12 protein-coding genes are annotated in these 14,427 nt (G+C 68.0%); 5 read left to right on the top strand and 7 right to left on the bottom strand.

The window, feature by feature from the left end; genetic code table 11:
* Positions 1-93: 93 nt before the first annotated feature.
* The 7 genes from F3J19_RS12475 to F3J19_RS12505 all read right to left on the bottom strand — a co-directional run bounded on the left by F3J19_RS12475 (position 94) and on the right by F3J19_RS12505 (position 7,281).
* Complete coding sequence (locus F3J19_RS12475; RefSeq protein WP_167041546.1) at positions 94-627, bottom strand: cytochrome b/b6 domain-containing protein; 534 nt, start codon at positions 625-627, stop codon at positions 94-96.
* A gap of 342 nt (positions 628-969) precedes the next feature.
* Positions 970-2,271 carry an NCS2 family permease gene (locus F3J19_RS12480; RefSeq protein ID WP_167041549.1) on the bottom strand — a complete coding sequence of 434 codons (1,302 nt, stop codon included), beginning with the start codon at positions 2,269-2,271 and terminating at the stop codon, positions 970-972.
* A 343-nt stretch (positions 2,272-2,614) separates the two neighbouring features.
* Positions 2,615-3,079, bottom strand: a complete 465-nt coding sequence (locus F3J19_RS12485) for a YaiI/YqxD family protein (RefSeq protein ID WP_167041552.1) — start codon at positions 3,077-3,079, stop codon at positions 2,615-2,617.
* Between the two features lie 126 nt (positions 3,080-3,205).
* Positions 3,206-3,466, bottom strand: a complete 261-nt coding sequence (locus F3J19_RS12490; protein ID WP_167041555.1) for a DUF4148 domain-containing protein — start codon at positions 3,464-3,466, stop codon at positions 3,206-3,208.
* Between the two features lie 29 nt (positions 3,467-3,495).
* Positions 3,496-4,269, bottom strand: a complete 774-nt coding sequence (locus F3J19_RS12495) for a slipin family protein (RefSeq protein ID WP_167041558.1) — start codon at positions 4,267-4,269, stop codon at positions 3,496-3,498.
* Complete coding sequence (locus F3J19_RS12500) at positions 4,266-6,071, bottom strand: nodulation protein NfeD (RefSeq protein WP_167041560.1); 1,806 nt, start codon at positions 6,069-6,071, stop codon at positions 4,266-4,268. The genes F3J19_RS12495 and F3J19_RS12500 overlap by 4 nt, the downstream gene beginning before the upstream one ends.
* An 85-nt stretch (positions 6,072-6,156) precedes the next feature.
* Positions 6,157-7,281, bottom strand: coding sequence for an AraC family transcriptional regulator (locus tag F3J19_RS12505; RefSeq protein WP_167041563.1), 1,125 nt, complete (start codon positions 7,279-7,281; stop codon positions 6,157-6,159).
* A 275-nt stretch (positions 7,282-7,556) separates the two neighbouring features.
* On the opposite strand from F3J19_RS12505, the gene F3J19_RS12510 reads away from it, so the two are divergent.
* The 5 genes from F3J19_RS12510 to F3J19_RS12530 all read left to right on the top strand — a co-directional run bounded on the left by F3J19_RS12510 (position 7,557) and on the right by F3J19_RS12530 (position 14,211).
* Positions 7,557-8,690, top strand: coding sequence for an acyl-CoA dehydrogenase family protein (locus tag F3J19_RS12510; RefSeq protein WP_167041566.1), 1,134 nt, complete (start codon positions 7,557-7,559; stop codon positions 8,688-8,690).
* A gap of 236 nt (positions 8,691-8,926) precedes the next feature.
* Positions 8,927-10,618 (top strand): AMP-binding protein, encoded by a 1,692-nt coding sequence (locus F3J19_RS12515; protein ID WP_167041569.1) that lies wholly within the window; start codon positions 8,927-8,929, stop codon positions 10,616-10,618.
* 283 nt (positions 10,619-10,901) lie between these two features.
* Positions 10,902-12,446 (top strand): CoA-acylating methylmalonate-semialdehyde dehydrogenase, encoded by a 1,545-nt coding sequence (locus F3J19_RS12520; RefSeq protein ID WP_167041572.1) that lies wholly within the window; start codon positions 10,902-10,904, stop codon positions 12,444-12,446.
* A 38-nt stretch (positions 12,447-12,484) separates the two neighbouring features.
* On the top strand, positions 12,485-13,399 hold the full coding sequence (mmsB, locus tag F3J19_RS12525; RefSeq protein ID WP_167041575.1) for a 3-hydroxyisobutyrate dehydrogenase: 915 nt from the start codon (positions 12,485-12,487) through the stop codon (positions 13,397-13,399).
* Positions 13,396-14,211, top strand: coding sequence for an enoyl-CoA hydratase (locus F3J19_RS12530; protein WP_167041578.1), 816 nt, complete (start codon positions 13,396-13,398; stop codon positions 14,209-14,211). Before mmsB ends, F3J19_RS12530 begins: the two co-directional genes overlap by 4 nt.
* Positions 14,212-14,427 lie beyond the last annotated feature (216 nt).

A 14,427-nucleotide genomic window follows, 5' to 3' on the forward strand; every position in this document is an offset into this window, starting at 1 on the left:
GGCGCTTATGTGAGCGCTGCTGAACGCTGCCCGAGCATTGTCCACGCCGCGCCGTGCAAGATCGCGGCGAGCGTGTTTCTGTGCGCCTCGCGCTCAGATCATCCGCCGCAGCGCGCGATCCTTGAAGATCACGTGATGCACGATCGCCGCCAGCGCGTGCACGCCGATCACCCCGTAGAACACGTTGCCGAGCAATTCGTGCGCGTCCTTGAGCAGCGGGCGGGCGATCGAATCCGCGCCGATCAGCGTGAAGCCGATGCCGGTTCCCGCAAGCGTGACCGGGTGGCCGCCGGCGTTGAGCATCAGCATGCCCAGCAGCGGCTGCACGAAGATGAAGAGGTAGAGCGCGAGGTGCACGGCGCGTGCCGCGAACGCGAGCAGCCGGGTGTTTTCGAGTTCCTCGGGCGCGCCGGCCCAGAGCTTCCAGAGCAGCCGCAAGACCGATAGCGAGAGCACGAGCGTGCCCGCCCACAAATGAATGCCGGTCCAGAACGCGCGGCTGTCGGAGCCGCGCGGGCCGCGTATCTCGATGGCCAGATAGGCGAGCGCGACGAGCAGGAAAATGATCCAGTGGAAAAAGACGGCGGGCCTCGTGTAGCGGTCCGTCGCGCGGTTATAGGAAGACATGCGGGGCTCCTCGGGAGAAGTCGGTCGTTTTCGGAATCAACGGATGATAAACGGTGCCAGGGGGTGGCTGCAGTTTCGGAGAACGATCGTCGATCTTTGCTTAAGCGCCCCTTAGCCGGGACGCGAGCGGCGCCGGGGCACGGGCTGGCGGTTGCCCGGCAGTTGCCTGACCGTGGCTGACGTGCCGCGAGGCTGCCGGGTGGCGCGCCCCGTTTGGGGCCGCTCGTCTGGTCCGCCCGTCCGGTTTCACTGCCGGGGTTCACCGCCTGGGGCTGCTGCCCGCTGCCCGCCCCGTTCGCACGCGCGGCCGCGCCCCGGAAGCGCCGCCACGCGCCGACGTCCTCACTCGCTGCCGAGATAGAAATAACGGAACAGGAAAATCGCCGCGATGATCCACACGACGAGCTTCACCTGGCGCGCCTGGCCCGTCAGCAGCTTGAGGCCCGCGTACGAGATGAAGCCGAACGCGACACCGTTGGCGATCGAGTAGGTGAACGGCATCAGCAGCGCGGTCAGCGCGGCCGGCACGACTTCGGTCGCGTCGTCCCACGGCAGATCGAGCATTTCGCGCAGCATCAGGCACGACACGTAGAGCAGCGCGGGCGCGGTCGCGTAGGCGGGCACCACGCCCGCGAGCGGCGCGAAGAAGAGCGCCGCGAGAAACAGCACGGCGACCGTGATGGCGGTCACGCCGGTGCGCCCGCCCGCCTGCACGCCCGACGCGCTTTCGATATACGCGGTCGTCGACGAGGTGCCGAGCAGCGAGCCGGCGAGGATCGCGGTGCTGTCGGCGAGCAGCGCGCGGTTCAGCCGGTGCATCTTGCCCTCGACGAGCAGCCCCGCGCGATTCGCGACGCCCATCAGCGTGCCGGTCGCATCGAACAGTTCGACGAGGAAGAACACGAGTACGACGTTCAGCACGCCCGACGACAGCGCGGCGCGGATGTCGAGCTGGAACAGCGTCGGCGTGATCGACGGCGGCGCGGACACGACGCCGTGAAACTCGTTGCCGCCGAAGAAAAAGCTCAGGATCGTCACGCCGACGATGCCGATCAGGATCGCGCCGCGCACGCGCAGATAGTCGAGCGTGACGATGCCGAAGAAGCCGATCGCAGCGAGCACGACGTGCGGGTCGTGCAGATTGCCGAGCGTGACGAGCGTGGCCGGATTGCCGACCACCACGCCGGCCGACTTCAGCGAAATGATCGCCAGAAAGAGGCCGATGCCGCCGGTGATCGCGATGCGGATCGAGTGCGGAATGCCCTTGACGATCACCTCGCGCACGCGGAACAGCGTGACGATCAGGAACAGGCAGCCCGAGATGAACACTGCGCCGAGCGCGGCCTGCCACGTATAGCCCATGCCCTTCACGACCGTGTAGGCAAAGTACGCGTTCAGGCCCATGCCGGGCGCGAGCGCGATCGGGTAGTTCGCGTAGAAGCCCATGATGATCGAGGCGAGCGCGGCCACGAGGCAGGTTGCGACGAACACCGCGTCTTTCGGCATGCCGGCGTCGCCGAGAATCGCCGGGTTGACGAAGATGATGTAGGCCATCGTCAGGAAGGTGGTCACGCCGGCGAGCACTTCGGTGCGCAGGTTGGTGTCGACGGCGTCGAAGCCGAAGTAGCGTTTGATCGAGTCCATGTGGCGGGTCTTTTCTCTCTCGTCGTTCTGAAGGTGTTGTTTGCGGCGTGAGTCGGGTGTTTCTGTGGCGTTGCTGCGGCGTTTCTGTTTCTGTGATTGATGCGGGTGCTTCGATTTTCTTCGATTCACCGCGGCGGGGGCGGCAGCGCGGCCCGTGCGCGGCAGCGGCTCCCGGCGGTGCGGCGGGCACCGCGCCAGCGTTATCGCGGAATTGTAATCACGAATGGCGGCGCTCCGGCGTTCGCGGCGGCTTGCGCGGCGCGCCGGGGCCCGTCAGCCGGTGGATTGGCCGTCCGAGTGTGGCGTCGGCGCATCACTGCGCGTTATTGCGCACCATCGCGCCTCATGGTGCATCGCCGCGCGGCACGTTGCGCGCGAGCCAGCGATCGAGTTCGCCCGCGAACGTTTTGCCGTCGCGCGGGCTGAAGGCGGACGGGCCGCCCGTATCGACGCCGCTGCCGCGCAACTGGTCGAGCATCGCGCGCATCCGCAGCCGTTCCTCGATGGTGCCGGGCGTGAACCAGTTGCCGCGCGGATCGAGCGCGTGCGCGTTCTTTTCCAGCACGGCGGCGGCGAGCGGGATGTCGGCGGTGATGACGAGATCGCCTGCGGCGACGCGCTCGACGATCAACTGATCGGCGGCGTCGAAACCGGCCGGCACCTGGATCGCGCGAATCAGCGGCGAGGGCGGCACGCGCAGAAACGTATTGGCGACGAGCGTCAGCGACACGCCGGTACGGCGCGCCGCGCGAAAGAGCATGTCCTTGACGACGGCCGGGCAGGCGTCGGCATCGACCCAGATTGGCATGGTGCGGGCTCCGGCTGCTGTGCCGCGGCTGCGCGGCGGCGAGGGTATCGAAGGGCCGTGATGATACCTCGCCGCGGCCCGCAAGCGCGAACTGACGGCCGCCACGGCTCAGCGCATCGTCGCCGCTCAGTGCACCGTCGCCGCCTCGGAGTGCTGCTGCGCGCGCCGCTCGGCGACGATGCGGCCCGCGCGCTGGGCGCTGACCGGATAGCCGAGCCAGTCGAGCGGTTCGTAGCCGGCGGCGCGCCACTCGGCGAGATCGGCGCGCACTTGGGCGCGCGTTGGCGACGCCGCCGGGTCGGCTTGCGCTACGGCTGGCGCGCACACGGTGCCGATACAGGCGGCGGCCAGCAGTACGCCGCATTCGATACGGGAAAGTTTTTTCATGACAGGCTCTCGCTCAGAACATCCGACCCTCACGGCGCGGACGGCTTGCCGAAGCGCTCCAGCACCGCGCTGACGAGGTCGATCGGCAGCGGAAACACGATCGTCGAGTTCTTGTCGGCGGCGATCGTCGTCAGCGTTTGCAGGTAGCGCAGTTGCATCGCCTGCGGCTGCCGGGCGAGCGTCTGCGCGGCTTCGAGCAGTTGCCGCGACGCCTGCAGCTCGCCTTCCGCGTGAATCACCTTGGCGCGCCGCTCGCGCTCGGCTTCCGCCTGGCGCGCAATCGCGCGGATCATCGTTTCGTTGATGTCCACGTGCTTGATCTCGACGATCGACACCTTGATGCCCCACGCGTCGGTCTGCGCGTCGAGCACCTTCTGGATGTCGGCGTTCAACTGCTCGCGTTCCGACAGCAGCTGGTCGAGGTCGTGCTTGCCGAGCACCGCGCGCAGCGTGGTCTGCGCAAGCTGGCTGGTCGCCTCGAAGTAGCGCGCGACCTGGATCACCGCCTTCTCGGGATCGACCACGCGGAAATACACGACCGCGTTGACCTTGACCGAGACGTTGTCGCGCGTGATGACGTCCTGCGGCGGCACGTCGAACACGACCGTGCGCAGATCCATGCGCACCACCTGCTGCACGACCGGGACGATCAGCACGAGCCCCGGGCCCTTGACCTTCCAGAAGCGCCCGAGCATGAACACGACGCCGCGCTCGTATTCGCGAAAAATCCGCACCGACGACGCAATCAGCGCCGCGGCAAGCAGGATCAGGATGCTACTGAAGCCGAATGTAAAACCGATCATGAGCGTTCTCCTTTTATCTGGGCGCCGGCCGGCGTGACCGGCACGACCGGCTCGACGCTCAGCGTGAGGCCGTGGCGCGCGGTCACGCGCACGCGGTCTCCGGGCGCGGCCGGCGCCGTGCTCGCCACGCGCCAGCGCTCGCCTTGCACGCGCGCCCAGCCGGCCAGCGTGCCGCCCGCTGGGTGCTCGGGCAGCAAGCCGCCGTCCAGCACCACGCCGATACAGCCGATCAGCGCCTCGGCGCCCGTCACGACCGGGCGCCGCCGCGCGCGCAGCGCGAGCCGCGACACGCCGAGCACGAACGCGGCGCTGAATACGACCACCGCCGCGATCAGCGGCAGGGGGATGCCGTAGCCGGGCACGTCGGTATCGATCAGCATCATCGCGCCGATCACGAACGCGACCACGCCGCCGAAGCCGAGCGAGCCGAAGGTCGGCAAAAACGCCTCGCCGATCAGGAACGCGATGCCGAGAAACACGAGCCCGAGGCCGACGTAGCTGACGGGCAGCATCTGCATCGCGAACAGGCCGAGCAGCAGGCTGATCGCGCCGACCACGCCGGGCAGCACGAAGCCCGGATTGGCGAATTCGAAGAACAGGCCGTACATGCCGAGCATGAGCAGGATCAGCGCGACGCTCGGGTCGGTGATGACGGCGAGAAAGCGGTTGCGCCAGTCGGGTTCGAGCACGACGAGCGGCGCGTGGGCGGTGTGCAGCGTGATGCTGCCGCCCGTTGTCGCGACGGTGTGGCCGTTCAACTGGCGCAGCAGGTCGGGCACGTCGCGCGCGACGACGTCGACGACGTGCTGCGCGAGCGCTTCCTCGTCGGACAGGCTCACGGCTTCGCGGACCGCGCGCTCGGCCCAGTCGGCGTTGCGCCCGCGCATCTGCGCGAGGCCGCGGATGTAGGCGGCCGCGTCGTGGACCTGCTTGCGCAGTTCGGTCGATTGGGTGTCGAGGGGGAGTGCGCTCGCGGCGGGCGATGGTGGTGTCGCGGCAGGCTCGGCTGCGGCTGCGGCGGTGGAGGGCGCCGATGCGCCTGAGGTGCCTGATGAACCCGATGCCAGGGGGCCGGACGCTGACGGACCGGACGCACTGCCTGACAAGGCGCGCATGTCCGGCAATTCCGGCGTGCCTGGTAAAGCTGGCGCACTCGGCGCACCGCCGCCCGCGGGCGGCTCGGCCCCGCCGATCCCTATCTGGATCGGTGTCGCGGCGCCGAGGTTGGTGCCTGGCGCCATCGCCGCGATATGGCTTGCGTAGACGATATAGGTGCCGGCGCTCGCGGCCCGCGCGCCGCTCGGCGCGATGAAGGTCGCGACCGGCACCGGCGAGCCGAGGATCGCCTTGATGATCTGCCGCATCGACGTATCGAGCCCGCCCGGCGTATCGAGTTGCAGCACCGCGAGTTGCGCGCGCTGATTCGCGGCGCGTTGCAGGCCGCGCACGATGAAATCGGCGCTGGCCGGCCCGATCGCGCCGTTCACCGGAATCACGACGACGCTGTTCGCGGTGGCCGCCGCGCCAGGGGCAGCATGGGCCGTTTGCACCAGCGCGAAGCCTTCGCGCGCCGAAAATCCGGCCGCGAGCCCGGACGTCAATCCGGCCGCGAACCTGGCGGTGGGGCCGGCGGTGAATCCGGATGCCAGCCCAATCGCCAAGGCCAACGCCAACGCGAACCCCACCGGCAACAGCACCCCGCGCGCGCCGATGGTGCGCATCAACCGGCGCGCCGCACCGCCGCGGATAAGCGGCCTGCGCGAACCGGACTGCCGGAGCGGAAAACGCGTGGACGTGTTCATCGCCGACGGCCACCGCGCCCGCCGCTTAAGTCCGGCGAGCGCGGGCCGATACCTCGATCAAGGCTGGCCTGTTGCCTCTTAAAGCTTAGTCCGATTCCGCGCGATGCGTGAGGCGCGTGAGGCCGGCACCGCTTGCCGGGCGATAGTCGGCCGGCCGCATGCCGGTCCATTTGCGGAACGCGCGATGAAACGCGCTCGGTTCCGCGAAGCCGACCGCGTTGGCGATGTCGGCGATCGTGCGGTGGGTGCGCTGCAATTCCGCGATCGCGATGTCGCGCCGCAGCGCGTCCTTGATCGATTGATACGTATAGCCTTCCTGCTTCAGATGCCGCCGCAGCGTCGCCTCGGCGACGTGCAGACGCGCGGCCATCTGGTCGGCGGCTGGCCAGTTCGCCGTCGGCAGCGCGCGCAGCGTCTTGCGCACGCGCGCGGCGAGCGAGCCGGCATTGCGGTATTTGACGATGAAGTTGCCCGGCGCATCGCGCAGAAACGCACGGGCCGAGCGCGCGGTCTGGATCACGGGCAGGTCAAGAAACGCCGGTTCGAGATCGACGTACGACTCGGGTTCGTCGAAATGCATCGACTCGCAGAACATCAGCCTGTATTCGTGAGCGGCGGGCGGCGCGGCGCAGCGAAAGCGCGCTTCGAGCAGCGGAATGCGCCGTCCGACGAGCCAGCACACGAGGCCGTACACGAGGATGAAATACGTGGCGTACGCGAACATCGCCGGTGCGGGCGCGCCGGGTCGTTCGACGAATTTCAGCCTCACGCGCTGACGCGTGTCCCGCAGTGAGCCCGTTCCGGGCGCTGCTTCAACCTTCGTTTCAACCTTCGTTGCGGCACCCGTTTCGGCATTCGTTTCGATGACCGCGCCGAGGTCGTCGAGCACGAGCCGCATGAAGCCGACCGCGCGCGCGAGCGCCTGCGCGCCGTTGCGTGCGCCGAGCGCCATCTGCGTCATCGCGACGAAGCTGCCGCTTTTCATCGGATGCGAGTCCTGGCCGAAGAATTCGTCGTCGAGGGCGCGCGCGATGCCGGTCCAGAGCGCACCGTATTGCGCCGACGACACGCGGCTTTTCGGCGACGCGAGCATCGGCGCGGCGATGCCGGCCGCCTCGGCAAGAGGCAGCGCATCGAAGCCGCGCGCCCTCGCGAGCGCAAGCGTTTCCTCGACGAGACTGACGGAGATCGTGCCTTTGTCGCTTTTCATGGGGGGGCGGGTCGATGCCGGCCGAGCGGGGCCGAATCTGGCAAAAGCGCTCAGTGGCGTATGGTGGCGATGCGCAAAAGCACTGTAAACACGGGGTACCGCGTATGCGCATAGTAACAGTATGGCAAAAGCGCTCAACAACAATGAGCGCAGCGAGCATCGAGAGACGCGCCCGGCTTGCCTACACTACAGCGGCAAGCCATGAGCGACGGCGGGGGGCGCGAGCGGGCACCGCGAGCACTTCGAGCCTCGTTCGCACACCCCGGGACGCAGGCATGGACAGTTTCTACACCGACGAACAACGGATGATTCGCGACGCCGCGCGCGACTTCGCCACCGGTTGCCTCGCGCCGCACGCGGCGCAATGGGATCGCGACGCGCAACTGCCGGCCGGCGTCGTCGCGCAGATGGGCGAACTCGGCTTGCTCGGCATGATCGTGCCGTCCGAGTGGGGCGGCTCCTACACCGACTACGTTGCCTACGCGCTCGCGCTCGAAGAGATCGCGGCCGGCTGCGCAGCCTGCGCGACGCTGATGAGCGTGCACAACTCGGTTGGCTGCGGGCCGATCCTCAATTTCGGCAGCGCCGCGCAGAAGGAGCGCTATCTGCGCGACCTCGCGACCGGCCGTACGATCGGCGCGTTCTGCCTGACCGAGCCGCAGGCCGGCTCCGAGGCGAACAATCTGCGCACGCGCGCGGTGCCGCGCGACGGCCACTGGATTCTCAACGGCAGCAAGCAGTTCGTGACCAACGGCGCGCGCGCGAACCTCGCGATCGTGTTCGCCGTGACCGATCCGGAGCGCGGCAAGCGCGGCCTGTCCGCGTTTATCGTGCCTACCGATACGCCGGGCTTCAAGGTCGGCAAACCGGAGCACAAGCTCGGCATTCGCGCGTCCGACACCTGCCCGATTTCGCTCGACGACTGCGCGGTGCCCGCCGCGAATCTGCTCGGCGAGCCGGGCGAGGGCCTGCGCATCGCGCTGTCGAATCTCGAAGGCGGGCGCATCGGCATCGCGGCGCAGGCGGTCGGCATCGCGCGGGCCGCGTTCGACGCCGCGCGCCGCTACGCGAGCGAGCGCGAGCAGTTCGGCAAGCCGCTCCGGGACCATCAGACGATCGCCAACATGCTCGCGGACATGGCGACGCGCCTGAATGCCGCGCGCCTGCTCGTGCATCACGCGGCGCGGCTGCGCTCGGCGGGGCGGCCGTGTTTGTCGGAGGCGTCGCAGGCGAAGCTGTTCGCCTCGGAACTGGCCGAGGAAATCTGCTCGAACGCGATCCAGATTCATGGCGGCTATGGCTATCTGGAGGATTACGCGGTCGAGCGGCATTACCGCGATGCACGCATCACGCAGATTTACGAGGGGACGAGCGAAGTGCAGCGGATGGTGATCGCGAGGCATGTTTGAGCGCAAAATAGCCTGGCCGTGGGTCGTTCGCGGCGGGCATGTGGCAACCTCGGCGGCAACTACGGCAAAAAATGGAGCGCGCAGCGCGCCATGCGCGACTGCTTTGCATGGGATCGGAGTAAGCGCTGAAACGCCAACTCCGGATCGACAACTAAAGCGCTAACTCTGATCGACCGCGTTGCATGGGATCAGAATAAGCGCTGAAGCGCTAACTCAGATCGACATTGGAGACGACGATGACAGCAGCGAAAGCCTTTCTCGACGCGCGCGATCTGCTCTTGCGCCATCGGATCGACTACGAGCGCGCGTATCGCGAATTCGCCTGGCCGACGCTGGGCGAGTTCAACTGGGCGCTCGACTACTTCGACGCAATCGCGCGCAACAACGACAACCCCGCGCTGTGGATCGTCGACGATCCGTCCAGCGACGGCCTGCGCCTCTCCTATGCGCAGATGTCGGAGCGCTCCGCGCGCATGGCGAATTTCCTGCGCGGCGCCGGTGTCGGCCGTGGCGACCGCGTGCTGCTGATGCTGCCGAACCGCGTCGAACTGTGGGACGTGATGCTCGCGGCGATGAAGCTCGGCGCGATCGTGCTGCCCGCCACCACCCAGCTTTCCGCCGACGACGTGCGCGACCGCGTGCAGATCGGCGGCGCGAAGTTCGTGGTGGCCGATAGCGCCGAACTCGCCAAGTTCGACACGCTCGACGTGCCGCTCACGCGCTTCTCGGTCGGCACGCCGCGCGAAGGCTGGACCGATCTCGCCGCCGCCCGCGAGGCATCGCCGCACTTCGCGCCCGACGGCGTCACGCGCGCGAGCGATCCGCTGCTGCTGTACTTCACGTCCGGCACGACGTCGAAGCCGAAGCTCGTCGAGCACACGCACGAGAGCTACCCGGTCGGCCATCTGTCGACGATGTACTGGATCGGCCTGCAGGCGGGCGACATCCACTGGAACATCAGTTCGCCGGGCTGGGCCAAGCACGCGTGGAGCTGCTTCTTCGCGCCGTGGAACGCGCAGGCCTGCGTGTTCGTGTTCAACTTCGCGCGCTTCGTGCCGAAGGACACGCTCGATGCGCTCGTGCGCTTCAACGTGACCACGCTGTGCGCGCCGCCCACCGTGTGGCGCATGCTCGTGCAGGAGCATCTCACCGATTATCCGGTCAAGCTGCGCGAGATCGTCGGTGCGGGCGAGCCGCTCAATCCCGAGATCATCGAGCGCGTGAAGCACGCATGGGGCATCACGATTCGCGACGGCTTCGGTCAGACCGAAACCACCTGCCAGATCGGCAACTCGCCGGGGCAGCCGGTCGTGCCGGGCTCGATGGGTCGTCCGCTGCCGGGCTACACGGTCGAACTGCTCGATGCCGACGATCAGCCGGTCAGCGAGGGCGAGATCGCCTTGCCGCTCGCCAAGCGGCCGCTCGGTCTCATGACGGGCTATGCGAACAACGCGAACGCGACGGCCCAGGCGATGCGCAACGGCTTCTATCGAACGTCCGATGTCGCGCTGTGCCGCGACGACGGCTACTACGTGTACGTCGGCCGCGCCGACGACGTGTTCAAATCGTCCGACTACCGGCTGAGCCCGTTCGAACTCGAAAGCGTGCTGATCGAGCACGAGGCGATCGGCGAGGCGGCCGTCGTGCCGAGCGCCGATGCCGTGAAGCTGTCGGTGCCGAAGGCGTTCGTCACCGTGCGCCAGGGCTACGTGGCCGGGCCCGAACTGGCGCGCGCGGTGTTCGCGTTCTCGCGCGAAAAGCTCGCGCCGTACAAGCGAATTCGCCGCCTGCAATTCAGCGAATTGCCGAAGACGATCTCCGGCAAGATTCGCCGCGTCGAATTGCGGCGCCGCGAAATGGAGCGTGCGGCCGAACCCGCGCGTCTGCCCGACGAGTACTGGGAAGAGGATTTTCCCGACCTGCGTTGATCGTTGGGGGCGAGTCTCCGGAGCGTCTTTGGAACGTCAGCCGGTTGATCGTGCTGTCTGTTTGCGGGGCCGCTTGTCAGCATGATTTATCAGCACGATTTGTCAGGGCGGCTCGCAGGCTCGCTGCCCGGATCGCTTCCAGACTCGCTTGCCGGCCCGCTCACAGGATTGTTTATCGGCCCTCGTGTCGCTTCGTCCGCATCCCCATGCCGACGCGAGGCCCACGCTTTTTCCTTCCCATCGCCGTCCGGCCGCCGCGCGGCTATCGCACAGGAGTTTCAGCATGAGCACCGTTGCTTCGAACGAGACCAGCCGCGCCGCCGCCGCTGGCGCCGTCTCCACCGTCAAGCTGCTGATCGACGGCGAATTCGTCGAATCGCAGACGACCGAGTGGCGCGACATCGTCAACCCGGCGACACAGGCGGTGCTCGCGCGCGCGCCGTTCGCGACCGTCGCTGAAGTCGATGCCGCCGTGCGCAGCGCGCAGGCCGCGTTCAGGACCTGGAAGGACACGCCGGTCGGCGCGCGCATGCGCATCATGCTCAGGTACCAGGCACTGATTCGCGAGCATATGCCGCGCATCGCGAAGACGCTTTCCGCCGAGCAGGGCAAGACGATTCCCGATGCCGAAGGCGACATCTTCCGCGGTCTCGAAGTGGTCGAACATGCCTGCTCCATCGGCACCTTGCAGCAGGGCGAATTCGTCGAGAACGTCGCGGGCGGCGTGGATACCTACACGCTGCGTCAGCCGCTCGGCGTATGCGCCGGCATCACGCCGTTCAACTTCCCGGCGATGATCCCGCTGTGGATGTTCCCGATGGCGCTCGTCTGCGGCAACACGTTCGTGCTGAAGCCGTCCGAGCAGGACCCGCTCTCGACGATGCAGCTCGTCGAACTCGCGCTCGAAGCCGGCGTGCCGAAGGGCGTGCTCAACGTTGTGCATGGCGGCAAGGAGGTGGTCGATGCGCTCTGTACGCACGAACTCGTGAAGGCGATTTCGTTCGTCGGCTCGACGGCGGTCGGCACGCACGTGTACCGCCTCGGCAGCGAGCACGGCAAGCGCGTGCAAGCGATGATGGGCGCGAAGAATCACGCGGTCGTGCTGCCCGACGCGAACCGCGAGCAGACGCTCAATGCGCTCGCGGGCGCCGCGTTCGGCGCGGCGGGGCAGCGCTGCATGGCGACTTCGGTCGCGGTGCTGGTCGGCAGCGCGCGCGAGTGGCTGCCCGAACTCGTCGCGAAGGCGCAGACGCTGAAGGTCAACGCGGGCCACGAGCCCGGCACCGACGTCGGCCCGGTGGTGTCGCGCGCGGCGAAGCAACGCATTCTCGGCTTGATCGACGCGGGCGTGAAGGAGGGCGCGACGCTCGCGCTCGACGGCCGCGATGTGCGGGTGCCCGGCTACGAGCAGGGCAACTTTATCGGCCCGACCGTGTTCAGCGACGTGACGACCGGCATGGAAATCTACCGCACCGAAATCTTCGGGCCGGTGCTCGTGGTGCTGAGCGTCGCGACGCTCGACGACGCGATCGCGCTCGTCAATGCCAATCCGTTCGGCAACGGCGTTGGCCTCTTTACGCAAAGCGGCGCGGCGGCGCGCAAATTCCAGAGCGAGATCGATATCGGCCAGGTCGGCATCAATATCCCGATTCCGGTGCCGGTGCCGTTTTTCAGCTTCACCGGCTCGCGCGGCTCGAAGCTCGGCGACCTCGGTCCGTACGGCAAGCAGGTCGTGCAGTTCTATACGCAGACCAAGACGGTCACGGCGCGCTGGTTCGACGACGACACCGTCAACGACGGCGTCAATACGACGATCCGCCTGCGCTGAGCGCGCACGGCGCAACGCGAAAACACGGAGACGACACCATGAAAATAGGCTTTATCGGACTCGGCAACATGGGCGCGCCGATGGCGTTGAACCTGCTTAAGGCGGGCCATGCGGTGAGCGTATTCGACCTCAGCGCGCAGGCCGTGCGCACGCTCGCCGACGCGGGCGCGCAGGCGGCCGGCTCGCCACGGGCGGCCGCGAGCGAGGCCGCCTGCGTCATCACGATGCTGCCCGCGGCGGCCCACGTGCGCAGCGTGCTGACCGCCGACGACGGCATCCTCGCCGGCATCGCACCGGGCGTGCCGATCGTCGATTCGAGCACGATCGATCCGGCCACCGTGAAAGCCTGCGCCGAACTCGCGGCGCGTCACGGCAACGCCTTCGTCGATGCGCCGGTTTCGGGCGGCACCGGCGGCGCGGCGACCGGCACGCTGACCTTTATGGTCGGTGGCAGCGCGAGCGCGTACGAGCAGGTCAAGCCGGTGCTCTCGGCGATGGGCACGAACATCGTGCATTGCGGCGATACCGGCACGGGCCAGGTCGCGAAGATCTGCAACAACCTCGTGCTCGGCATTTCGATGGCGGGCGTCGCCGAGGCGATGTCGCTCGGCGAGGCGCTCGGCATCGATACGAAGGTGCTCGGCGGCATCATCAATACGTCGACGGGGCGTTGCTGGAGTTCGGATACGTATAACCCGATGCCGGGCGTGATCGACAGCGCGCCGTCCTCGCGCGGCTATAGCGGCGGCTTCGGCACCGACCTGATGCTGAAGGACCTCGGCCTCGCCACCGATGCGGCGCGCAGCGTGCGGCAGCCGGTCTACCTCGGCGCGCTCGCGCAGCAGCTTTATCAGACGATGAGCACCCACGGCGCGGGACGGCTGGATTTTTCGGCGGTCATCAGGCTGTATCGTCAAGATGGCCGCGAGGCGAGCGGCGGGGGCGCGCGATGATCGAACTCGACTACGCGCACGACGGCGCTGTCGCGCTGCTCACGCTCCGGCGTCCGCCCGCCAATGCGTTCACGCCCGATGGCCTGCTGCAATTGCAGCGCCTCGTCGGACAATTGAACGGCGACGCGCGCGTGCGCGCGCTCGTCATCACCGGCGACGGGCCGAAATTCTTCAGCGCGGGCGCCGATCTGAACACGTTCGCCGACGGCAATCGCGAAGTCGCGCGGATCGCGGCGGCGCGCTTCGGCGCGGCGTTCGAAGCGTTGCAGAACGCGCGGCCCGTCGTGATCGCCGCGCTCAACGGCTATGCGATGGGCGGCGGGCTCGAATGCGCGCTCGCGTGCGATATCCGCATCGCCGAACAGCACGCGGTGCTGGCCTTGCCCGAGACCTCGGTCGGGCTGCTGCCGTGCGGCTGTGGCACGCAGACGCTGCCGTGGCTGGTCGGCGAGGGCTGGGCCAAGCGCATGATCCTGACCGGCGAGCGTGTCGACGCGGCGACCGCGCTGCGCATCGGTCTCGTCGAGGAAGTCGTCGAGCGGGGCGCCGCGCGTGAGGCGGCGCTGGCGATGGCGCAACGCGTGACGGGTCTGAGCCCGCAGGCGGTGAGCTTCAGCAAGGCACTGATCCATCAGGCGCGCCATGGGGTGCCGCGCGCGGCGGCGCTTGCGCTCGAACGCGAGCGTTTCGTCGATCTGTTCGACGGCGCCGATCAGCGCGAAGGCGTCAATGCGTTCCTCGAAAAGCGCGCGCCGCGCTGGCAGGCGAGCGAACCGCACACTGAGGCGCACGGGTCTGCCGGCGGAGCGTGATGCGGGGCCACGGCGTGGGAGCATGACGCGGGAGCGAGCTTGATCGATCGTTGCCGATGGCGGGTTGTCCGGTGGTCGCGGCGGCTGGGTGGGCCGGAATCGAGCGGTTCCGGGTGGCGCGAAATGTCGAGCGGATGGCGCGAATCGCGTACCGTTGAGCCGGGAACGCCGCTTGCTATATCTGAGGGATTACCCGGGTAGCAATCGCATGATGCG

Source organism: Burkholderia sp. Ax-1724 (assembly GCF_011752995.1).
Lineage (GTDB): Bacteria > Pseudomonadota > Gammaproteobacteria > Burkholderiales > Burkholderiaceae > Paraburkholderia.

Coding starts and splice junctions, on each gene's coding strand:
- F3J19_RS12500 (WP_167041560.1), bottom strand. CDS start 6,071: ATGAACACGTCCACGCGTTTTCCGCTCCGGCAGTCCGGTTCGCGCAGG.
- F3J19_RS12490 (WP_167041555.1), bottom strand. CDS start 3,466: ATGAAAAAACTTTCCCGTATCGAATGCGGCGTACTGCTGGCCGCCGCC.
- F3J19_RS12505 (WP_167041563.1), bottom strand. CDS start 7,281: ATGAAAAGCGACAAAGGCACGATCTCCGTCAGTCTCGTCGAGGAAACG.
- F3J19_RS12480 (WP_167041549.1), bottom strand. CDS start 2,271: ATGGACTCGATCAAACGCTACTTCGGCTTCGACGCCGTCGACACCAAC.
- F3J19_RS12520 (WP_167041572.1), top strand. CDS start 10,902: ATGAGCACCGTTGCTTCGAACGAGACCAGCCGCGCCGCCGCCGCTGGC.
- F3J19_RS12475 (WP_167041546.1), bottom strand. CDS start 627: ATGTCTTCCTATAACCGCGCGACGGACCGCTACACGAGGCCCGCCGTC.
- F3J19_RS12510 (WP_167041566.1), top strand. CDS start 7,557: ATGGACAGTTTCTACACCGACGAACAACGGATGATTCGCGACGCCGCG.
- F3J19_RS12515 (WP_167041569.1), top strand. CDS start 8,927: ATGACAGCAGCGAAAGCCTTTCTCGACGCGCGCGATCTGCTCTTGCGC.
- F3J19_RS12495 (WP_167041558.1), bottom strand. CDS start 4,269: ATGATCGGTTTTACATTCGGCTTCAGTAGCATCCTGATCCTGCTTGCC.
- mmsB (WP_167041575.1), top strand. CDS start 12,485: ATGAAAATAGGCTTTATCGGACTCGGCAACATGGGCGCGCCGATGGCG.
- F3J19_RS12485 (WP_167041552.1), bottom strand. CDS start 3,079: ATGCCAATCTGGGTCGATGCCGACGCCTGCCCGGCCGTCGTCAAGGAC.
- F3J19_RS12530 (WP_167041578.1), top strand. CDS start 13,396: ATGATCGAACTCGACTACGCGCACGACGGCGCTGTCGCGCTGCTCACG.